Origin of the sequence: Sphingobacterium sp. SGG-5, assembly GCF_011043525.1 — a bacterium.
Classification (GTDB): Bacteria; Bacteroidota; Bacteroidia; order Sphingobacteriales; family Sphingobacteriaceae; genus Sphingobacterium.
The window spans coordinates 1-23,574 of the sequence record NZ_JAAKGO010000016.1 but is presented as its reverse complement, the minus strand read 5'-3'; the positions used below and the strand labels follow the sequence as shown (position 1 = coordinate 23,574).

The window sequence follows — 23,574 nt, the reverse complement described above, 5'->3', positions numbered from 1 at the left end:
TAAAAAAGGAATATTATGAAAACAACATTAAAAATAGGTATAGCATTACTTTCATTCTTGATACTGGGGTGTGAGAAGCATTTGGATTTATCGCCGGAGAGCTCAATCACCAAAGGATCTTTCTGGAAGACCCCTGAAGATGTCGAGGGGGCGGTAAATGGAATGTATGCTAAACTCAGAAATGAATCGAATCTGAATCTCTTCATTTGGGGAGAGGCTCGTAGCGAGATGATGGAAGGTAGTGTGGCGGGAACACTGGGTTATGACAGATATTACAACCAATATATCTCACAAGTTTCTCCGGGGCCCCAGTGGAGCAATATGTATGCCTTGATCGATATATGCAATCTCGTATTGAAATATGCACCCAACATAAGTTATACCCAAGAGGATGATCGAAATAACGCTTTGGGCCAGGCCTATACTATGCGTGCTTATGCCTATTTTACCTTGGTGCGGCTATTTGGAGGGGTGCCCTTGCGTACAGAACCGCTGGAATCGTATGATCCGGCTACTATACAAGTTCCCCGTACGGCCAAAGATAAAATTTTTGAGCTCATCAAATCGGATATAGATAAGGCTTTACAACTATTTCCAAACAATAATTTCTCCTCGGGCCGTGCAAAATGGTCTAAGCCTGCTTTGAATACCCTGAAAGCAGATGTGTATCTGTGGACAGGTAAACTCGAAGGTGGAGGTGATGATGATTTCCTTACAGCATTGACCGCGTTAGAAGCTGTACAGACGGCAGACGTAGCGCTGATTAACTACGCCGATGTATTCAAGTATGCAAATAAAGGCAATAAGGAAGTCATTATGGCTATAAACTATGCTTTGAATGAATCAGGGGAGATGGAGTTTGCGCACAATATGTATTTGGCGAATGCTGGAGATTTACCAAGCTATGTTCCCCAAACACAGAAGGATATCGTTGGCACACCCAAACCTGGTAATGGAAATGTATGGCGTATCCGAAAATTGGTAAGGGATCAGTTTACCAATGATGATGTTCGTAAAGCAGCCACTTATATTGATGTACAAAGTGCTGACGGAACTCAGTACTATACCAACTATGGTCTGAAATTCAACGGAACAGTAGATCTGGGTTTACGTCGTTTTTTGAATGATTGGATTATCTATCGTTATGCCGATGTACTCCTGATGAAAGCTGAAGCCAAGAATGCTTTGGAACAGGATCCCTCGACAGAGATGGAAGAAATACGGAGAAGGGCTTACGGCACAAATTATTCGAGTCATATATTCGTCAATGGTAGCAAGACGGCCAACGATAATGCGATATTGAAAGAGCGCCTATTTGAGTTTGCACTGGAAGGTAAGCGGTGGTGGGATCTTTTGCGTTTTCAAAAAGCGTTTACATTGGTGCCTGCGTTGCAGGGACGCCAGAGTGAGTCATATCTGTTGTTGTGGCCGTTATCTTCCGAAGTCCGGTCAAGAGAGGTGTTAGTGGATCAAACACCGGGTTATACACAATAGTTTTTTTCAGAAAAGAGTACTATCATGAAGAAAGTAGGATATAATATATATTTAGTACTAATACTAGTATTTCTAAACATTGGATGTAATAGATATGATGTATTATCTATCGTAAATGATGATAATGATTATAGTTTAGCTAGTTTAAAAAATATATCATATAGCACATACGGTGAAGATAGTTATACCTCTACATGTATTTGGACCAGTTCTTTGCATTCCGCATTTCCTGATTTAATTAGGTTTAAAAATGCTTTTTATGTTGCATTTAGAGAAGGCCCAGCACATGGTGGGGCAAATGGGGTGATTCGAATACTTAAGTCAATAGATGGCGATAATTGGGAAACAGTTCAAGTGTTAGAACTCACCCCTGCCGAAACACCTCCATCTACTGGTTTAGCATTTAATGGTACGAATCAGTATATGACTATAGAGCCCCATGCAGATTTCACTTTTACCAATAGTCAAAGCTTTTCTGTATCGGGATGGATATATACAGCAAACACGAGTTATACACAGATTGTTTCGACTCGACAAGGAGCCAATGGGTATGATTTTGCACAGCAAGTAAATAAAATAATAAGTGATATGGGTATTCCGTATTTACGAACAGAGCAACTTACCGGAGACTTAACATCGAATACATGGCACCATGTGGGATATGTATATAATGGCTCTACTAAACAGGTTAAGTTGTATTTGAATGGTGTTGCGGTAGCTTTATCAACAAATACAAGTTATCATCCTCAAACTGCTGTGACGACTCAGGCAAACACTTACGGAAACAAAATAACCGTTTTTGCAAAAGCTGATAATACGGTAATAGATCCCAGTGGGCTTCCTACTAGCGGATTTACAACAGGTAAAATTTCTACTTTGCGTTTTTGGAATAAAGCTTTAACTCATGGGGAAATGGCCGCAGATCAGACTTCTAAGGTGACAGCAGCTACACCTAATTTGATTGCTGCTTATGACTTTGGTAAAAAACAACAACAGGGGTCAAATACCATTGTTCCAGATATCAAAGGCAACCATCCAGGAGTACTCAAAAATTTTTCGACAAATAATCTGGTACCCGTACCTGGGCCCGCACCTTCAGACTTAAGAGACCCCAAGTTGTCCATTACACCTGATAACCGTATCATGGTGCTTATGGATGGGGAAATGTATAATGACGGCATCATCATTAATAGAAGACCTTATGTATCCTATTCAGATGCAAATGGTTCGAATTTCTCTGAGGTAGTTCGGAGTGATGTACATTACCCAACGGATAGCGGCCTTAGTAACGGCAATTTTTGGATATGGAATGCCCGATGGAGTAATAACTCGTTGTATGGAGTGGATTATGTAGGAGGAAAATTTGTACTTTTCAACTCTATTGATACCGGGCGGGCTTTCCGTACACATAAAATTTTAGATAGGGTATTGCTTGGAAATCCTTCGGAAACAGATTTGGTTTTTGATAAGAATAATAAAATGCATCTTTTCATAAGGCGGAATGGAGCTGGAAATGCATTAGCTACTTCTAAGGGATATCTGGCAACCAGCACACCCCCTTATACGAGCTGGATGTATTCAGAATTAGATTACCGCTTGGAAGGCCCGAACGTATTGATGTTGGATGACCATAATTTTTGTATTGCTACCAGAAGGTTTGATGAAAGCAACAGTAATCCTCAAATGGGGATTCTTGTTACCGATCTGAATGGTACGAAAAAAAAGGAGATTATCTTACCGAGCTCGGGGGATTGCGGTTATGCAGGAATGGTTATTCATGATGGATATCTGTGGATAGTATACTACTCTTCTCATGAAGGAGTATCTTCTATATATTCTTCTAAGATACCTGTTAGTAATTTGGTGGACTATTTGGCCTTTAATGGTGTAAACCAGTCTATGATGATTGATCATCATACCGATTTTGACTATACCGCTACCGACAATTTTTCCATATCTGGTTGGATACTTCAGGAAAATGCCATTAAAAGTACATTCTCGCAGTTTGTGTCTAGTCGTAATGGAGGCGATGGATTTGATTTTGCATTACAGGAAAACAGAATAAAAGTTGACATAGCTAATCCTTATTTGCGTACAGAACAAGCTATACAAGATGTTCTTATGCCGGGCGATTGGCATCATATAGGATTTACTTTTGATGGACAGGGTAAACGGGTTAGAATCTATGTAGATGGAGTAGAGAGCGCCTATAATACCACCACTACATCATTTCATCCTACTACTCTGTTAAGCACGCAAGCAAATACTTATGGAAATAAGATTGCCATTTTTGCTAAGACTTCAAATAAGGGGACAGGTCCATCCGGCAGTTATACGAAAGGAAAAATCAAAACTTTACGTTTCTGGAATAAAACCTTATCTGCTACTGAAATGGAAGCTGATATGAGTGCGACAGTTAGTGCCGCTACACCGAATCTAGTAGCCGGATATGATTTTACCGTAAGACAACAAGTAGGAACAGATATCATTGTGCCGGATATAAAAGGTCAACACCCCGGTAAATTGTTAAACTTTACTATAGATTAAATACGCGGATATCTTCAGATGTTTTCATCAAGACAGTGTTGATAAAAAACAAAAAGACAATTATTCATTAATAATATATTTCATGAAAAAGCTAAAATATATATTCAGCGCAATTTGTTTATTTCTATTTGTCATGGGTTGTGACAGATATGACGTTCCGGATGCAACTTATACCAATGAAGTTGAGTATGCGCCTACACGTATCCATGGGAGTTCACAACACGCTGCATTTCCCAGTCTGGTTCGCTTCAATAATGCTTTTTATGTTGCATTTAGGGAAGGGCCAGCGCATGGAGGGGCTGGAGGGAAAGTCCGCATAATGAAATCTACAGATGGGGAGGATTGGCAGACAGTACAGCTTCTGGAACTGGTCCCCCCCGTTGTTATTCCTCCGGACTATTTAGCTTTTAATGGTGTAAACCAAGCTATGATGATAGATCATCATACCGATTTTGACTATGATGCTACTGGTAGTTTTTCGGTATCAGGGTGGATTATGCAGGAAAATACGAGTAGAGGTGCGTTCACTCAGTTTGTGTCTAACCGTAGTGGGGGTAATGGGTTTGATTTTGCTTTGCAGGAGAATAGAATAAAGGTCGATGCAGCAAACCCTTATTTACGGACTGAACAAGCGCAACAGGATGCTCTTGTACCTGGAGAATGGAATCATATTGGGTTTACCTTTGATGGGACAGGTAAGCGGATCAGAATTTATCAAAATGGGGTCGAAGTTGGTTATACGACTACCGCTACATTTCATCCACAGACTTTGGTAAATGGGCAGGCAAATGATTATGGCAACAAAATAGCTGTTTTTGCCAAAACTTCGAATAAAGGTACCGGTCCAGCGGGTGGGTATACAAAAGGAGCAATTAAAACTTTACGCTTTTGGAATAAGGCGTTGTCTGCAGGCGAAATGGGGGCTGATATGAATGCGGCAGTCACTGCGAGTACACCAAACCTGATAGCTGCATATGACTTTAGTCAGAAAGAGCAGGTTGGATCTGATATTGTTGTTCCGGATATTAAAAATAGCCACCCGGGAAAACTACGGAATTTTACGCTGGATGATTCTGGACCGCAATCAACCGACTTAAGGGATCCTAAATTGACTATTACTCCTGACAATCGCATTATGATACTGATGGATGGGGAGTTTTATAATGGCAATACTATTGTTAGCCGCCGGCCTTATGTATCCTACTCGGACGCTAATGGTGCAAATTTTTCAGAGGTAGCAGAAAGCGATGTGCATTATCCTACCGACAACGGGTTGAGTAATGACAATTTTTGGATATGGAGCCCAGCGTGGAATGATGGGGTATGTTATGGGGTAGATTATATTGGTTCAAAATTGGCTCTTTTCAAGTCCACAGATGCGGGCCAAAGTTTTCGTACACACAAATTGTTGGATAGAACTTTACTGGGTAATCCGTCTGAAACGGCGTTGGCCTTTGACAGTAATGACAAAATGTATGCTTTTATACGACGTAATGGACCCGGGAATACGTTAGAGACTTCTAAGGCTTATTTGGCAAGTAGTGCTGCTCCGTATACGAGCTGGATTTATTCGGAGTTAGATTATAGATTGGAAGGGCAGAATGTGCTCATGTTGGATGACCAAACTTTTTGTATAGGTACAAGACGCTTTGATGAAGATAACCAAAACCCACAGATGGCTGTATTTATTACGGATTTGGCCGGTAACAAACAGAAGGAAATCATATTGCAGAGTTCGGGTGATTGTAGCTATCCGGGTATGGTCATTCACGATGGATATCTATGGGTCGTGTATTATTCTTCACATGAGGGGGTATCTTCCATATACTCATCTAAAATACCGGTAGCGGATTTGGTGGCAGATTAGTACGTCTTTATGAGAATATAACGTTGACAGGCTCTTGGGCCTGTTAACTATTTGCTTAAAGATATTTTATCGCAGTATTTACGTGAAAGAAACATAAAACGAAAACATTTTGAAAATTAGAAAATTACAGTTACTGAAGCGGTGTTATATCCATGCGCCTTTATATTTATTTGTGTTTTTGATTTTAGGGACACAAGCTTATACGCAAGATATTATAAAAACAGTTGCTCCACAAGGATGGGTGATTCAAACACAGCATTCTACCTATCGGTTGATATTAACCGCTGATAAACGCGTCAGACCTGTGTATTATGGGACTAAAATTGCTGAATCAGATTTAAAAAAAGAAGATTTTTGGTTTAACAATGTCCAGAAGCCTTCGAATTGGGTCCGGAATATTGATGAAATCCCAGTAAGAGGAGATTTTCCTTTTAAAGAACCCGTACTGGAGGCCATGTTTGCGAATGGTGTACGGGATTTGGATATGGTTTATGTTTCGGATGAAATAGATGTGGAAAATGGTGTTTCTACACTTAAAATCGTACTTCGAGATAAGTTTTATCCTGTCGAAGTAACGTCCAATTACAAGGTTTTTGATGATTTGGATATCATCGAAAAATGGATTACGATAAAGAACACAAGTAAAAATAAAAAAGATAATGTACGGCTTGAAAATGTACTTTCTGGTAGTATTGTTCTCCCACACGATGATTATATATTGACACAACTTTCCGGGCATGAAATGAATGAGTTTCAAGAAGAACAGGTGCCGTTGTCTACAGGAGTGAAGGTGATTGAATCGAAAGCATTCAAATCTAATTTTCATGCGCCATGGTTCTTGATCAAAACTGACCAAACAACCAAAGAAACGGGGTCAGCTTGGTTTGGGTCGGTGCATTATAGTGGTAACTGGGTGTTTAGATTCGACAAAAAATTCAATAGTACTCTTCAGATTGTTGGTGGTATTAATTTTTGGGACACCGACTGGATGTTAATGCCAGGAGAAACGTTTATTTCACCAAAAATTTCGTTTGGGTACAGTCCCTATGGGACAGATCAAGCTACCATCAATCAACATAGATATGTGAGGACATATGTGCTTCCCGAAAAACATAGACATGAGCTTAGACCAGTGTTGTACAATGGATGGGAGAATAGCTATTATGACATTAACGAAAAACAGCAGATTGAATTAGCTAATGTAGCGAGCGAGATAGGTGTGGAGTTATTTGTGGTGGATGATGGTTGGTTTAAAAATCGGACAGCGTCTGACAGTGGTTTGGGCAATTATGAGATTGATAAGAATAAATTTCCGAATGGATTAAAACCTGTCATTGATCATGTGCATAAGTTGGGGATGAAGTTTGGCTTGTGGGTAGAACCGGAGAGCGTGAGTGACAATGCAGATGTGTTTGTAAAAAATCCACATTATACATTTCAATTCAGAGAAAGAGAAAAAGGTCGGTATCGTAAATTGCTTAATATAGCTAATGAAGACGTCTATGAACATTTATTGAATTCGTTGAGTAAGCTATTGTCTGAAAATGCCATTGATTTTATCAAATGGGATCAGAATAGTTATCTGTCTGAACCAGGCTGGTTGAATGCCCCTACGGGATTGGAAAGGGAGGCTCGCATCAGACATACACAGAATGTCTATCGCTTGGTGGAGACGTTGCGTTCCAGATTTCCGGAGGTTATCTTTGAAACCTGTGCTAGTGGTGGTGGCAGGGTTGACTTAGGGATGTTATCCAGAATGGATCAGGCTTGGGTAAGTGATAATACAGACCCGTTAGACCGCTTGTTTATTCAACACGGCTATGCACAGATGTTACCTGCCAATACGATGGTGTCGTGGGTAACGAGCATGACAAGGCATCAACCTGTTTCCCTTGATTTTCGTTTTGATGTGTCTTCTGGTGGAGTATTGGGTATCGGGGCTAATATTGCAAAATGGTCGGAAGGTGACAAGACAATAGCAATAAAGAAGATCGAGATTTACAAAAGAATAAGGCCTGTTGTACAATATGGTGATTATTATGCATTGACCGCTGTAAAGGAAAACAGTAAAATATCTTATCAATACGTGAATCAAAACCAAAAATCAGCAGTAGTATTCTTTTTCGACACCTCTCATTTCCTCCCAAATAACAGAGAAAGAAAAAGTGAATTGAAAGTAAGACTAAAAGGATTAGAGGCCGGCCAACGATATACCATCAAAAATTTAGACGACAATACGGTCGTTGGTGAATTCGATGGGCGGTATTTAATGAATATAGGGTTGAAATTTCCTGCAAAGAATAACCCCTTTAGTAGTTGGGTTTATATTTTAGAAGTAGTGAGATAAATTTTGAGATTTTAATGAAGTGAGTTTATGAAAGTAAAGTGTTTTTTATTCGTGTTTATTTTTAGTGTTATCACCGTACATGGAAACGAGGGGAGGGCCTCAATTCCTCCGGACCATCCGGTTATTTGCAAGATCAAGGATATTATCATTTATAAAGACGATAAGTTTTTCTCGACATTCCCATCCATTGTAAAGAATGGCAAGAATGATTATATAGTTGCATTTCGCCGATCGCCGGAACGTATATTATTTGGAGAGCGTTACAGTCATCATGTTGATCCCAATAGTTATTTGGTGGCAGTTCGTTCGAGAGATGGTGAAAATTGGTCAACGGAGCCCCAACTGATCTATGCACACCCTTATGGTGGTTCGCAGGATCCCTGCGTGATAAAACTAAAGAATGGCGATATACTTTGTGCTTCTTATGGTTGGGCGTTTGTACGGCCTGAAGGATTTGATAATTTAAAAAAGCCGTATTTTAAAACTATTTATGGAGCTACTTTTTTTGGAGGGTTTCAGCTCCGTTCTCTTGACAATGGTAAAAGTTGGGGAGATCTCACTTCATATCCCCATGTAAGCTCAGAAATTTTTAATGATGTATTTGGTAATCCACTGTCGGCATATAATCGTGGGGCTATGTATCAGAGTAAGAATGGTCGCATATTCTGGTCTGTAGCTGTTAATGATACCATTCCGATTCCAAAGACATCCAATCATCTACTGGTCTCGGATGACAATGGTGCTACGTGGCAATATTCGGGGGTAGTAGCAAAAGACGACAAAGTAGCATTCAACGAAACTTCAGTCTACGAGACACCTAAAGGAGATATTGTAGCTTTTATGCGGACAGCTAATTTTGATGATCAGGCTTGTATTGCCAGATCAACAGATGGAGGTAAAACATTCACATGGCAATCCATGGGGTTTAAAGGGCATCCTTGCCATGCTTTGCGGTTGCCGGATAATCGAGTCCTGCTAACTTATGGATATCGGCATAAGCCGGAGTTTGGAGTCCGTGCAAGGATATTGAATCCGGAATGTACAGATTTTGCGACAGCGGAAGAATTTGTTATCCGTAAGGATGGGGGAGATGGTGATGTGGGGTATCCATGGTCGGTTAATTTAGGACATAATAGGGTTCTGGTCACCTATTATTTTAATGAGAATAATGAAACACGTTATATAGCAGGTAGTATTTTGGAGATAAGTAAATAGCATGTATTGATCTCGGGAACATAGATTAAATGAGAATTATGAAGAAGACTTTTAAAAGAATTATAGGTGTTAGTTTGTTGATGCTTAGTATATGTGGGAGTAGCTGTGAGAAAGCCGAGGTGATCGGGGTATTTGATAAAAAGATCATACCGGAACCGGTAAGTGATTCCGATGAGGGGAAAATTGAAACAATTGTGTTGCATAGCACAGCTATGAATAAGGATATGAAGACCTCTGTGATTCTGCCAAAGACATATCGTTCCCAAAGTCAGCTTCCTGTTTTGTATCTATTACATGGTTTCGGAGGAGATCATAGCGTTCTGATTAATTCAATTCCTGATTTGCAATCGCTTTCGGATAAGTATGGTTATATCATCGTCTGTCCAGATGGTGGAAAAAGTTGGTATCTGGATAGTCCGGTAGATCCTGCCTATAAATACGAAACATACATTATTGAAGAACTTATAGATTTTATCGACAATAACTATAAAACGGATAAGAGGCGTGAAAAGCGTGCAATAGCTGGAATAAGCATGGGTGGACATGGTTCTATGTATTTAGCCTTTCGTCATCAAGAATTGTTTGGAGCGGTTGGAAGCATCATGGGAGGGGTAGATTTTCGACCTTTCCCCGAATCTTGGGAGTTAAAGTATAGATTAGGGACAAAAGATGAATATCCTATTAATTGGGAAGACAATACCGTCATTAATATGACATCTTTGCTTTCCCCAAATAGTCTGGATATTATTTTTGATTGCGGGACAGAAGATCCATACTTCAAAACTGCCAATCAACTGCTCCATGAAAAACTAATAGGTCTAGGTATAGCACATAAATATATAACGGAATCAGGGATGCATGATTATGATTATGTTAAAAAGGCAATTCTATGGCAAACAAAGTTTTTTAGTGATTATTTTGCGAAGTAAGTTCTTAGACCAAAGAGGTGTCGTGTTAAAGAAACTTGTAACTCCAACGTAAAATAGTACTATTTTCACGGGTAATCTTATAGGGTTTGAGTATAGTATTTGCGTATGTTTGTGATGAAGGTCTTATTTAATAAACGATTATAATGCATAAAAATATTTCTTTGGTTTGCTTTGCTACAGCTCTATTTTGCATAATGCTGAATACATGGGCTTATGCCCAACAACCTGTTTCAACTGTCGAAGTCAAAGACCTATATGTGCGTGATCCTTATATTGTGGCGGATCAGCAGACAAAGACCTATTTTCTCTACAAAGCAGGCAAGGTTAAGAATGATGAAGAGCAAGAGGTCAACGGCGTAGTCGCTTATAAGAGCAAAGATTTAAAAAAGTGGGAAGGGCCTTATGCTATTTTTGCCATGCCGGATAGCAACTGGATCACTGGAGTAGTATGGGCACCCGAAGTGCATCATTATCGGGATAAGTATTATCTTTTTGCGACGCTTAATTCGGATATTGAATGGAAGAAACGGCGGAAGGATTGGCCGAAGTATACGTTTCGGGGAACGCAGATATTTTACGCAGACAATCCATTGGGTCCGTTCCGGCCATTCGAGGATAAGTTGCCTCATACCCCTATGGATCGCATGGCTTTGGATGGTACATTGTGGGAGGAAGACGGTATCCCGTATATGATCTATTGTCATGAATGGGTACAGATTGAAGACGGTACGATGGAGCTGGTACAGCTGAAGCAGGATCTATCCAAGACGGTCGGTCCTTCACAGACCTTGTTCCACGCTTCCAGCGCTCCCTGGTCTACAGGGACACATCGAGAGGGTGGGCTTAGTTCATATGTGACCGATGGATGCTTTTTATACCGTACCAAGTCGGATAAACTGCTCATGATATGGTCGAGTTTTAAGGAAGGGAGCTATGCTATTGGTATTGCCGAATCGGTAACGGGTAAGGTTACGGGGCCTTGGGTGCAACAGAAGAATCTGCTGTTCGAAGCTAATGGTGGACATGGCATGCTGTTTAACACATTCGATGGACGGCTGATGCTGACATTCCATGGCCCAAATAGCCCCGCGGGAAGTGAACGGATGTTGATTTTTGAAGTGGAGGATATCGGTACTACATTGCGAATGAAAGAGAGATAATAGGAAATCATGATAAACGTATTTCACTTAGGGGTCATTTTCTTGATCAGTATGCCTTTATATAGCATGGGACAAATACAAACAAAAGCATTAATGGATCTTAGATCACTTTTATATTCCGAGAAGGAATGGGTAAAGGTGCATGCGGCTGAGTTTCTGATCTGGGAAAAGCAGGCCGTCGATGAGGTGAGAGACGTGTTTCTGAAAGAGGAAAAGCAATCTGGTGATCTGCCAAAATATCGTATTGGTATATGGCGTGTGTTAGCACAGACTGCGGTAAGTGAGGAGGACCGTCGTTATTGGATCGATAAGATTATAGCAGCTTATCAAAATCCGGAGGGAGAAGATAGATTACATGCGATCGAGACTTTAGCGAAATTAAAAGTTCCTGTTGTTGAGGAAATTGATAGTAATTTGGAAGGTTCGATGCGTTTATACTCGCTGTGGAATTATGCTATGGGATCGAAGCAGCGAAGGGGAGAGGTGAAAGCTTTGCTCGTGGCGAATCTGATAAATGGTAAGCTTTCTGAATTGGAAATGCAGGTTAGCTCGTACATTTTTCGATACCTTGGCCCCTTATCCAATAGTCAATTTAGAGAAATATACCAGTGGATGCAGCGTAAGGACTTAATTCTATCTTTGCGTAGTAATTTGTTAGCTACCCTGTGGATGGTGTTTCCGATTAATGGAGATAAAGTTATGTTGAATACGCTGAAGAAGGAGCTACTTACCCTGCAGTCTCAGCCAGAGGCTCTGAATCATGTGATGATGGGCTTAGCGACATGTGGTGGTTTGGATGATAGCGAAATAATACGTGGTCTATATAATGCTATGAGAGATAAGGGTCGGGCTGGTTACAACAGTGATCTTCATGCAGCGGCAGCCTATATGGTGTTGAAAGTGCGAGACGTAAAATAATACCATGATTGCGGTCGATCGCATGCAATACAAATAGACGCATTCTGCTATATTTGTTTAATAAGCCTGAACGTTATAATCGTATTGATGACAAATAGAAAATATTACCCTTGGTTGCTCGTTGCGATGCTATGTGTCATAGGTTGCCTCAACTATCTGGACAGAATGATGTTGGTTACAATGCGGAGTAGTATCATGGAGGAAATACCGATGACAGAGGCTCAGTTCGGGTTATTAACCTCCGTCTTTTTGTGGGTGTATGGTTTTACCAGTCCTGTAGCGGGATATATTGCAGATCGATTTAACCGAAGTATCGTCATCATTGGTAGTTTATTTGTCTGGTCATTGGTGACATGGCTCACTTCGTTAGCGACTTCTTTTGAGTATCTGTTGGCTGCACGGGCATTGATGGGCATTAGTGAGGCCTTTTATATACCTGCGGCCATGGCACTGATTATGGATTGGCATTCGGACAAGACCAAATCTACAGCTGTGGGATTGCATGTTGGAGGAGTCATGCTTGGGCAAAGTCTGGGTTTTATCGGCGGATGGATTGCTGAAACACATACATGGCATTATGCTTTTCATATATTTGGTTTTATAGGCGTCGCTTATGCGGTTGGTTTGATTTTCGTGTTGAGGGACCGCAGGGAGGAAGTTTCCGTTAGGAAAGATGTTTCTACGGATGATGAGGTGTCGAAAAAGATAGATTTCAAGCGGGCAATATTAAGCCTGTTTCGTAATCGGTCTTTTGTGATGGTAGTCGTGATATGGGGTCTGGCAGGTGCGATTAGTTGGATGATAAGTGGGTGGCTACCCACCTATTATAAAGAGCAGTTTAACTTGTCGCAGACAGAGGCGGGAGTGTATTCTACGGCATATTTTTTCCCGGTTATGCTTGTCGGTGTGATTTTAGGCGGAGCAATAGCTGACCGGTGGTCGAAGACAAATGGTAAAGCCCGGATATGGTTGCCCGCTATCGGCTTTTTGATTGCTGTCCCGGCTGTATTTATCGCAAGTTATACTACGCTGTTATGGGCTACTGTTGGAGGTTTTTTGGTGTATGCCTTGACACGGCCTTTCATTGACGCGAATATGATGCCTATCTTAGGAATGATAGCCAGTAAGCGGTATCTTGCTACAGGTTACGGGTTTTTGAATCTGTGCAGCTGCATCATTGGAGGTATAGGGATATATGTTGCGGGAGCGTTGCGTGATGAAGCCGTAAATCTTGATATTATCTTTCAAATAGCGGCGTTAAGTATGATTTTATGTGCATTTTTATTGTTCCGCTTGAAACCGAAAGCCGAGATAGGGTAGATAAAATAATCCGTGCAGGAACAAAATAATTAAGAATGAGAAGAAGTAAGGTTTTGCAAAAACTGCGTGCTAGAGAGACAGCAAGTTGTTTTAAGATTAATCTTAAAGATACACAAGCTGTAGAAATTGCTGCGTTGAGTGGTTTTGACTGTGTATGGGTGGATCTGGAGCATATCGGGCAGGATTGGTCTGTCATCGCTTCACATGTGTGGGCGACGAAAGCACACGATACGGATTTGATGGTTCGGGTACCTCGGGGTGCTTACAGCGATTATATCAAACCATTGGAATTGGATGCTACTGGCATATTGGTTCCACATATTATGGGGGTAGAGGATGCAAAAAAGGTGATTCATATGACAAGGTTTCATCCGTTGGGAAGGCGGCCTATCGACGGAGGGAACGCCGATGGTGCATATACGGGCGAGGAGTTTAACGAATATCTGGAAACAGCAAACAGAGAGCGTTTTGTCGTATTACAAATCGAAGATCCGGAGCCCTTAGACGAACTGGAGCAAATCGCGCAATTGGAAGGATTTGATATGCTTTTCTTCGGTCCGGGTGACTTTAGTCAGGGAATCGGTGCGCCGGGACAGTGGGATCACCCGTTGCTTATCGAGACGCGTAAACGTGTGGCAGAGATGGCTAATAAGTATGGCAAGTTTGCTGCAACCGTTGGATCTACCTCCAATTTGCAGGAATTACTGGATATGGGATATCATTTTGTGAGCATAGGGGCAGATGTTGTCGGGCTAAAAAACTATTGTTCAGATATTGTCAAAGCATTTGGTACTTCAATAGGAGATAAAGGCAAGTCTTACCTAGAACAGTGACTATGAAACTGATCACTATATATCGGAAGAGTTCTCATAAGCCACTGAAAGAAAAATAATTAGATGAAAAAAAGGATATTAGGACGAACGGGATTATCGGTCTCCGAGATTGCCTTTGGGGGTGTTGAAATCGGTATGCCGTATGGTTTGGGAGCGCATGCCATGCCGGATGAAGCATCAGCAATCCGTCTGTTACAGAAAGCGGTAGAGTTAGGAATTAACTTCTTTGATACGGCAATACATTATGGAGAAAGTGAACGATTGATGGGGAAGGCCTTTCAAGGTATGCGTAAACAGGTTGTTTTGGCAACCAAATGTGTGCATTTCAAAGACAAGAATGGGACAGTTCCCGCTTATGTGCAATTAAAAGATATTGTCCGGAGCTCACTGGAAGTGAGTTTGAAAAACTTAAAAACGGACTATGTGGACTTATTCATGGTGCATTACGCGGATATGGATATTCTTCAAAATGAAGATGTGACCCGAGTATTCCTCGACATGCAGCAAGAAGGACAGGTCAGGAATATCGGTGTATCGGTCTACAAAGCGGAGGAAACAGCTAAGGCTATTGAATCGGGTGTGTGGGATGCTATACAACTGCCGTTTAATCTGATGGATCAGTCACATGGCAATCATTTTCAAGAGGCAGCGGAGAGGGGGGTAGGGATCATTGTACGTTCGGTCTTGATGCGGGGTATGCTGACGGAGCGAAAGTTTAAGATGCATGAAGCCCTGAAAGATGTTGAACAGCACGTGGAAGCTTATCGCACTATTGCTAAAACATATTTTAATAATTTCCCGGAGTATGCGACGAAGTTTGTTTTGAAACATCCGCAGGTATCCAGTGTGTTAGTGGGGATCGATAAAGAAGAATACCTGTATGCCAGCCTTCACAATATAGAAGGTGGAGAGTTGTCCGATACACTTTTCGCACAGTCGAAACGTATGCAGTATCCAGATCCTTCGTTTCTAAATCTCGCGGAATGGGATAGAAAGGGGTGGCTATGATCCGGCTAGGAATGATTGGTATGAGTGAAGGAAATGCTCATCCTTACTCCTGGTCATCTATTATCAACGGTCAGTTTGATGGCGATGAGATCTGTCGAGTCGGTTATCCTGCTGTCGCGGCGTATCTTGAAGCAAATGAGGATACTTTGGGAATTACTGGGGGTAGAGTTACACATGTGTGGTGCCAAGAGCGCACGATTGCGGAGAGTATTGCCCGTTCATCTGGTATACCTACTGTCGTGGATCGATTGGAGGATATGGTGGGAGATATTGATGCGGTGATCTTGGGGCGTGATGATCCGGAAAATCATGTCGCAATGGCTATACCTTTTGTTGATGCGGGTATACCTGTTTTCGTTGATAAACCTTTGGCTTATTCCCAAGATGACTTAGATTGGTTCGCAGATAAGGCAGCCGATGGTGGCTTTGTCATGTCTTGCTCCTCTATGCGATATGCCAACGAATGTCGGATTGTGAAACAGGATTTGGCAGCGTTGGGTAAAATCGAATTGGTAACGGCGGTAGGTAAGAAGGATTGGAAGAAGTACGGCATACATTTGCTGGAGGCTATTTTTGCTGTGTTGGATGATCCAAAGCCTATCCATGTGAGGCATGTAGGAGAATTGGATCGAGAGATTGTAACGGTTCGGACCGATAGCGGCACGGATATAACCCTGCATTTGTACAATCCTATTTCCGGGACGTTTCAGTTAACTTTCTACGGGCGACAAGGGTGGCGAATGGCCGATATTAAAAATTCTTATTCGATGTTCCGGGATAATCTTATTGAATTTATTCGGTCTGTGGAGGAAGGTAAACCTCGATTGAGTTTTGAAAAGACATATTCATTGATGAAAGTGTTGATCGGAGCGAAGGAGAGTCGTGAGCAAGGAGGAAAGGTTGTTTTATTGTAAATGGGCTGGTTATTAAACTTAGAGCTAAACGATGAATGTAAAAGATTTATTGAGTTTAAAAGGTAAAGTCGTACTGGTGACAGGAGGGTCGGGCAAGTATGGACAATGTATCGTAGAAGGATTGGCAGAGGCTGACGCGACGGTCATTACCACTTCAAGGGTATTGGAGCGTGCTGAAGAGACGGCGGAGCAGTTTCGTTCACAGGGGCTGGATGTGCATGCTATGGCAGTGGATCAAGCGGTCGTGGAGTCTGTGGCGCCTCTAACGGAACAGATACGGAGTCGGTTTGGCCGGTTGGATGGTTTTGTCAATAATGCGGTATCTCGCCCAATGAAAGGGTATTATGGGGCTTTGGAACAGTTTGCCGAATCGATGCATGATAATGCTACAGGTATGTTTCACCTGCTGCGCGAAATGACCGATTTAATTGTGGAGTCGGGCGGCGGTAGTGTTATCAATATTGCATCGATGATGGGTATGAAGGGACCTGATTTGTCTAACTACGAGGGAGTGACGGGCATGGGCGATCTACCTGCCGATTATTTCTTTCACAATGCAGGGTTGATTAACCTGACACGGTATATGGCAAAAATGCGGGCTGGGAAAAATATACGGTTTAATTGTATAAGTCCGGGTGGATTATTTAATCACCAGCCTGAACAGTTCCTTAAAAATTACTGTAAAAAAGTACCGCTGGGGCGTATGGCCAACCGAGATGATATTAAAGGATTGGTAGTATTACTGATGTCGAAAGCGGGAGAATATATAAATGGGGAAAACATCCTTCTGGACGGCGGGTTAAATGCGTAGTATTATTGTTTTCTCTTAGAAATAACATCGCAATATCCGCTGGCTGTTTTTTCCGAATACTACGCCCAAAGTAAGTTCATGTGTCCCGCCTTGTAATCCACCCATTTGGTTAATCATAAAATCATAGGAATAACCGATACGAAATCTTGGGTTGACATAAAACTGGGCAATTCCGCTGATGGCGTTCAATGCACTTAATTTATCGGCTGATTGATTCTGGTACTCCCGTCTGAATATTTTCGATCGGGTGCGGTAGCCTCCTCCAATCCAAAACTTATCATTGAAGATAAACATGGCGTTCAAGTCTAATGCGGTGGGGCCACGGAAATCGTCTTTGATCAATAGACTCGGACGCAGCAACAGATTGCGTTCCAATTCAAACAACGCACCCGTAATAAAATAGCCGTGTACATTTCTATAAATGCTCTGTAAGGTGTTAGGGGCAAACTGAAATTCTTCATCGGGCTCCATGCCTGCGAACACGTCGTGTACAGATACGCCGGCATACCAGGTGGGGCCAGTGTAATACACGCCCAAGCGAATGTCTGGCCGCCAGCTTGCTATTTTTCCTGGTGGAACGGTGGGATCATCTGTATGGGTCACTTCCAATTTATTGCCGTCCAATCCGTATTGGGTAACTCCCCCGGCAATTCCTAAGCTTAATCGATGATCATCGCGCCGGTCCAGCTGTAGACGTAGGGCATAATTGGCATAGGCGCTGACAGCCGACTGTGCGCCAAGTTGATCTCCTGTAATCTGTAGCCCTACACCGTGGCGGCGCTCGACAAGATCCAATACTCCATCGACAGAAAGCACACCTGTCTTTGGCGCTCCTTCCCAGCCCATCCATTGTTGGCGGAGACCCAACTGGGCAAACCATTCGCCTTTATAACCTGCATAGGCCGGATTCACACTCAGCGAATTGAAGATATATTGCGTAAATTGGATATTCTGCTGCGCAACGAGCTCTCCCACCGACAAGATCAGCAGCCCTATTCCCCAATATGTTATGTTCTTCATTATCATGCTCTTTTCACGAAGTCTCCATAGCTTTAGTAATCTCGTTTAATGAGTACATGTCGTTTAAAAATGCGCTCCTCGTTTCCTATAATCCCACGGACAACAGGAAAATAGGTTCCTTCGTTTAGCCCGCCGCCATCCCATTCGTCACGATAATCGTCATTGCGATATACTTCATTTCCCCAGCGGTTGAGGATGCGTATTTCAATCCGATCATATGCTTCACGTTTTCCGATTATCAAGTGATCGTTCTTTCCGTCTCCGTTTGGCGAGATCATATTCGGGATAAACAGTTCGGGTGGAATTACTGTGATCCGTACATGCGCGGTAGATGTCAATCCGTTCTCATCGCGAATCTCATACTCGAAGATATCTTCTCCCAAGAATCGATCATTTGGTTTGTACGTCACGCTACCATCGGAATTGACGGTCACTTGTCCATTGGGCGGTAATGCGATAATACGCACCGATTTACGGTCGATTGCGCTGGAGCCGTTGGCATCATTTTCCATAATATTGATCGTGATATCCGCACCATATTCTAAGACACCTGTATCGTCCACTGCGGTGGGGCCAAGCCACGTGAACTTGGTAAACCAGGTGCCCGTTATGGTATGACCGACCACAGTCTCTATATCTTTTCGAGTATGTATACCCTCATTTTCAAGTGTAGTAACGTCTCCTATCCAGTTACCCCCATCAGCGTTTTGCATGATGCGCGCTGCTGCGTCGACATAAGCAATACCATTGGTCTGCTTATTATGACTGAGGGTATAGTCCATCTGCATGGCATGATCGGCAAATATATTCCAGATGCGATCCATTCCCAAGGTCTCATCGGTGATATTCAGGTTCGAAGTAAAGTAGCTGTTGACCGAAACATGTACCTTTGAGGAGCTCGCGTGTGGAGTTAAGCGTGCAGGTGTATAGTCACCTTGGGCTATTCCTACAGGGAACGTTAAGCTTCTAACTGACGTGTAATTTCGGATCATGTGTCCCCTCCGGTTATCCCCAGTTATCACCATACGATAACGATTATGATTCAGCAGATCTCCGGTATCGGACAATTCGAGATTGAACCCATTGAGATAAATGCTTGCACCATCTACGCGTAGGTCCACAGATTTGCCAATCTTCAGCGTAGCCAGCCGTGTTACTTCACCGGATGCGCCTGTATAACCATCGACTTCGATATCGGTGAGTGATAGTCCGTTCTTGTTGTCTAATACGATATGAATGTCGATAAATGCGCCATCGTTGCCATCGATTCGGGTGGCCGCTTCTGGCCAATCTTCATAAAAAGGATTGGTTCCGGGACTATGGATGTATAATGTGCCATTTCCCGAAATCTTGGCGGTGGGAGCGATCCAAATATTACGGCTATAGATATGGACTTCACCGTGAATCTTCCAATCGGCATGCGGTCCCAAATAAAGATTTTCGGAATAGATAAATTTATAGTTGCCTGCACTGATCTCTTCAGGGCCATCGGTCGTCTCAAAGCTCCCAGCACCCGATTGGGCCGACAAGTGTATTGTACCTAATAATAAAAACGATATGATGAGAATGTATTTCATTGCCTCGCCTAATTCTTCGGTCTATTCAGTAAGGTAGGATTTGTTACTCCCGGCCCTAAAACATACATACGATGATCCTCAACTTCTCCATAATTGACCGCATGGTCAGGTAAACTATAATCTTCCGTCTTATCGAAATACCGCAAGCGCACGTACGTGTTATAAATTCTTCGCGTTGGTGGCACAGTCCACGTCAGTGTGACATAGCCATTGTTTATATCCGTTGTGGTGATCTGTGCCGTACTTATTTCATCATTATCAAACGTTCCATTCAGGTCAAAATCAATCCATCCGGATATTCTGTCGCCTACCTCACCATTTCCAAATGCGATCTGTGCCTGGATTTGCATGTGGGGCAGGTAATATTCCTTATAGGAGAAGCGCCGATATTGAATGGGCCATGCGTCCTCTTCATCCGTTCCGGCTGTTCCACTATTGTTATCCCCTAAAGCATCTTTTGAATGCATGAGACTCCCATCATGATCCGGCGCAACACTTCCTAGATACCGACCTTCCGTAGGAATCAAGCTTCCTGGTGTATAATCTACGGTGTTGATATTGATTACACCGTCGTCGGGATCACTTGCTTCTGGTACCGCGTCGATGCCATCATCTGTGAATGTTATGTTATGTAACAGGTGTATAGGATTTCCATATGATTCGGGTGCGTCACCAAAATCCATATCCGGCACCAACAGCCCCATGGCCAAAGCAGTAAGGCCGTTACCCTTTAATGTTGCCTGGAATGTTACGGACAGATCAGGATTTGTACCGGCGGTATTATAGGCAGATGGATTGAAAGACAAAAACGCAATAGCAGCCGTGTTATCATCATTCCCCCGTAAGAACTGGATCGTTTGACCGCTTGCCGAATCCTCTTTTCTTACATCGTATGGATTAGAATTACTGGTTTTTTTTTGAACTTCTACTAAATTCCAATTTCCATCTGCCGTAGCATAGATATACTCACTAACGGCTAAGGACTCTGCATCCGCAACGACTAAACCTGATATTCTTATTGGTTTGCCACTTATTGTTGCTTTGCATTTGAATGTGACGATAGATTCATCACCATCATGTCTATTAATAATTCCTGCAACTAACTGATTGTCCCCACCAGTGCCGCCAATATTGTATAAATCATCCATGGAATCTCCTGCATAGTTGCCGGGGGCGTATGAATTAACCGCACCTCCCGATATTTCGGTAATCTCTGCTTCTATACACAAGTATTGGCCTGACCCCAACAGGATAGAAGCATAGGACTTATCTCCTTCGGATAATGCTCGATTATGTCTGCCATACGGATAAGCGGTTTGATCGGTGGATCCCCAAGTTAGCCATAAAACGCGTTCTTTGTTCACGCTAGAACCACCGGTGGCCATTGTAGCCGTCACTATCTGCCCTGGGAAACAAGGCTGGGCTAAGTTTTGGGTTACGAAACATGCACACAGCAACAGAATAAGAGTTATATTTCTAATTTTTAGCATTTTCCCTTTATCTATGGTTTGATAGCAAAAACGACGTTCATAAATGATCCGAAGGTAGGATCTGCGGTAGGAGATATGCGGTAGGTCAGTATCCCATCATCGTCCACAGCAACATCCGTATATACGGTGTCATCGAAAAATGTAATATAATAATCCAGTTCCTCTCTTGGTAATAAGGGGAGGGTGGTTGTTCTTGTCGGATTCGAGGTGCTTGTCCCCGGGTTAGTACCGCCAAATTGTTCGGCATATACCGCGTGAAGATCGATGGTGAATGTCCCTGCGGTGTAAGTCGCATGCATGGTGGGCACAATTTGGTCATCGGCGAGCGGCAATACCATCGACGGCATGTAAAAGAACTTAGGCATAGCAGCTTTCAATGCTTTCACCCTGTCGTCTGATCCTACAGCCAGCAGATAATCCCCTGAAGCTTGTGATGCTGTTTTATCTAAGCCAGAAATCGTTAGGGCGTCACCTCCTGTAGCGATGGTTAAGGGATTCCCATTTTGGAGGATAGTCGTTGTTCGTGTTAGGCTGCCTCCCAGCTTAACCTTACTTTCGTGGATCTCTACACCACTTTCCGCTTGCACGAGACCACTCAAGTCAACAGTCTGTTCTATTCCCAAGGTGTTAACATAACTTAAAATGGATGTAGCTGGGTCATACGTCAGTCCGGTATTGTTGAGGCTGACCGGCGTAGCAGTCCCTGCTTCGTCGGTATAGGTCAAAACATTGGTAGACGCATTATAAGCTACGGCTCCTTCGTTGAGGTTCAGTACGACCGGTGTGCCGTTCTCCCCTGTATAGGTCAGCTGGTTGGTTGTCGAGTTGTAACCCAAAGTGGTCAGGGTTTCATTCGCCTGCACGATAGCACCGAGATCCACGGTCTGCGTTACCCCCAAGGTATTCACATAAGTTAAGACAGCAGTAGCAGGGTCATAAGTCAGTCCGGTATTGTTTAGGCTGACCGGCGTAGCAGTTCCTGCTTCGTCGGTGTAAGTCAGAACGTTGGTTGCTGCATCATAAGCTACAGTTCCTTCGTTGAGGTCCAGTACGACGGGTGTGCCATTCTCTCCTGTATAGGTCAGCTCGTTGGTCGTCGAGTTGTAACCTAAAGTAGTCATGGTTTCATTGGCCTGCACGATATCGCCCAGGTCAACGGCCTGTGTTACCCCCAAGGTATTAACATAACTTAGAACGGCCGTTGAGACGTCATAGGTCAGGTCTGTGTTGTTGAGGCTGACCGGCGTAGCAACCCCTGCTTCATCGGTATAGGTTAGCACATTGGTAGGCGCATCATAAGTCATGCTCCCTTCGTTGAGGTTCAATACAACTGGCGTGTTGTTTTCGCCTGTATAGGTGAGCTCGTTTGTTGTGGTATTGTAAGCTAAGGTGGTCAGCGTCTCGTTAGCCTGCACGATATCGCCCAGGTCAACGGCCTGTGTTACGCCCAAGGTATTAACATAACTTAGAACGGCAGTTGAGACGTCATAGGTCAGGTCTGTATTGTTGAGGCTAAGCGGTGTGGCAACACCTGCCTCATCGGTATAGGTAAGGGTATTGGCCACGTTATCGTAGGTAATAGAGCCTTCATTGAGGTTCAATACAACTGGCGTGTTGTTTTCGCCTGTATAGGTGAGCTCGTTTGTTGTGGTATTGTAGGCTAAGGTGGTCAGCGTCTCGTTTGCTTGCACAATAGCTTTTAGGTCCACAGTCTGTTCTATTCCCAAGGTGTTTATATAACTTAACACCGCAGTAGCCGGATCATAGGTCAGGTCTGTATTGTTGAGGTTGATCGGCGTAGCAGTCCCCGCTTCATTGGTATAAGTCAGAACATTGGTAGACGCATCATAAGCTACAGCTCCTTCGTTCAGGTCCAGTACGATCGGTGTACCGTTTTCCCCTGTATAGGTCAATTCGTTGGTCGTCGAGTTGTAACCTAACGTTGTCAGGGTCTGCTGTTCTTTCACCAGATCACCTAAGTTCAGCGTATTGTTGGTGCCGTCTTCGTCCACATAGGTCAGTGTTCCGGCGGTGTTATCGACCGAAACGGAAGTCAGCGTTTCGAAGTTGGGAACCATTGTGCCCAGGTTCAGTGTATTTGCAGTTCCGTTTTCATCGTTGTAA

General features: G+C 42.9%; 17 protein-coding genes. 13 read left to right on the top strand and 4 right to left on the bottom strand.

The features are described 5' to 3' along the window. The first annotated feature begins 15 nt into the window (after nucleotides 1-15). From G5B30_RS16890 to G5B30_RS16830, 13 genes are all read left to right on the top strand, one after another. Nucleotides 16-1,494, top strand: coding sequence for a RagB/SusD family nutrient uptake outer membrane protein (locus G5B30_RS16890; protein ID WP_165321187.1), 1,479 nt, complete (start codon nucleotides 16-18; stop codon nucleotides 1,492-1,494). A gap of 213 nt (nucleotides 1,495-1,707) precedes the next feature. After that, complete coding sequence (locus G5B30_RS16885; RefSeq protein WP_165321186.1) at nucleotides 1,708-4,041, top strand: LamG domain-containing protein; 2,334 nt, start codon at nucleotides 1,708-1,710, stop codon at nucleotides 4,039-4,041. A gap of 82 nt (nucleotides 4,042-4,123) precedes the next feature. Beyond that, the gene (locus G5B30_RS16880) at nucleotides 4,124-5,908 is read left to right on the top strand and encodes a LamG domain-containing protein (RefSeq protein ID WP_165321185.1); all 1,785 of its coding nucleotides are present in this window, start codon (nucleotides 4,124-4,126) and stop codon (nucleotides 5,906-5,908) included. Nucleotides 5,909-6,017: 109 nt separating this feature from the next. Then, a complete protein-coding gene (locus G5B30_RS16875) occupies nucleotides 6,018-8,255 on the top strand; it encodes an alpha-galactosidase (RefSeq protein WP_206367173.1) in 2,238 nt (745 codons plus the stop codon). Nucleotides 8,256-8,282: 27 nt separating this feature from the next. Beyond that, nucleotides 8,283-9,470 carry a sialidase family protein gene (locus tag G5B30_RS16870; protein WP_165321184.1) on the top strand — a complete coding sequence of 396 codons (1,188 nt, stop codon included), beginning with the start codon at nucleotides 8,283-8,285 and terminating at the stop codon, nucleotides 9,468-9,470. A 38-nt stretch (nucleotides 9,471-9,508) separates the two neighbouring features. Next, a complete protein-coding gene (locus tag G5B30_RS16865; protein ID WP_240903247.1) occupies nucleotides 9,509-10,399 on the top strand; it encodes an alpha/beta hydrolase in 891 nt (296 codons plus the stop codon). Between the two features lie 194 nt (nucleotides 10,400-10,593). Next, nucleotides 10,594-11,559 carry a glycoside hydrolase family 43 protein gene (locus G5B30_RS16860; protein WP_165321183.1) on the top strand — a complete coding sequence of 322 codons (966 nt, stop codon included), beginning with the start codon at nucleotides 10,594-10,596 and terminating at the stop codon, nucleotides 11,557-11,559. Between the two features lie 9 nt (nucleotides 11,560-11,568). Next, complete coding sequence (locus tag G5B30_RS16855) at nucleotides 11,569-12,477, top strand: hypothetical protein (protein ID WP_165321182.1); 909 nt, start codon at nucleotides 11,569-11,571, stop codon at nucleotides 12,475-12,477. Between the two features lie 87 nt (nucleotides 12,478-12,564). After that, nucleotides 12,565-13,797, top strand: coding sequence for an MFS transporter (locus G5B30_RS16850; protein ID WP_165321181.1), 1,233 nt, complete (start codon nucleotides 12,565-12,567; stop codon nucleotides 13,795-13,797). A gap of 35 nt (nucleotides 13,798-13,832) precedes the next feature. Further along, nucleotides 13,833-14,630: an HpcH/HpaI aldolase family protein gene (locus G5B30_RS16845; RefSeq protein ID WP_165321180.1), complete on the top strand. Its 798-nt coding sequence runs from the start codon at nucleotides 13,833-13,835 to the stop codon at nucleotides 14,628-14,630. Nucleotides 14,631-14,693: 63 nt separating this feature from the next. Then, nucleotides 14,694-15,638, top strand: coding sequence for an aldo/keto reductase (locus G5B30_RS16840; protein ID WP_206367172.1), 945 nt, complete (start codon nucleotides 14,694-14,696; stop codon nucleotides 15,636-15,638). A gap of 20 nt (nucleotides 15,639-15,658) precedes the next feature. Continuing rightward, nucleotides 15,659-16,552, top strand: a complete 894-nt coding sequence (locus tag G5B30_RS16835) for a Gfo/Idh/MocA family protein (protein ID WP_206367171.1) — start codon at nucleotides 15,659-15,661, stop codon at nucleotides 16,550-16,552. Nucleotides 16,553-16,583: 31 nt separating this feature from the next. Further along, on the top strand, nucleotides 16,584-17,363 hold the full coding sequence (locus tag G5B30_RS16830) for an SDR family oxidoreductase (RefSeq protein ID WP_165321178.1): 780 nt from the start codon (nucleotides 16,584-16,586) through the stop codon (nucleotides 17,361-17,363). Between the two features lie 15 nt (nucleotides 17,364-17,378). Here G5B30_RS16830 and G5B30_RS16825 read toward each other — a convergent pair whose 3' ends face one another. The 4 genes from G5B30_RS16825 to G5B30_RS16810 form a co-directional block, all read right to left on the bottom strand. Continuing rightward, complete coding sequence (locus G5B30_RS16825) at nucleotides 17,379-18,383, bottom strand: type IX secretion system membrane protein PorP/SprF (RefSeq protein WP_165321177.1); 1,005 nt, start codon at nucleotides 18,381-18,383, stop codon at nucleotides 17,379-17,381. Between the two features lie 32 nt (nucleotides 18,384-18,415). After that, nucleotides 18,416-19,960, bottom strand: a complete 1,545-nt coding sequence (locus G5B30_RS16820; protein WP_165321176.1) for a gliding motility-associated C-terminal domain-containing protein — start codon at nucleotides 19,958-19,960, stop codon at nucleotides 18,416-18,418. A gap of 8 nt (nucleotides 19,961-19,968) precedes the next feature. Then, nucleotides 19,969-21,450: a CshA/CshB family fibrillar adhesin-related protein gene (locus G5B30_RS16815; RefSeq protein ID WP_206367170.1), complete on the bottom strand. Its 1,482-nt coding sequence runs from the start codon at nucleotides 21,448-21,450 to the stop codon at nucleotides 19,969-19,971. Between the two features lie 11 nt (nucleotides 21,451-21,461). Then, nucleotides 21,462-23,574 (bottom strand): beta strand repeat-containing protein (locus G5B30_RS16810; RefSeq protein WP_206367169.1); only part of this gene is annotated, 2,113 nt, incomplete at its 5' end.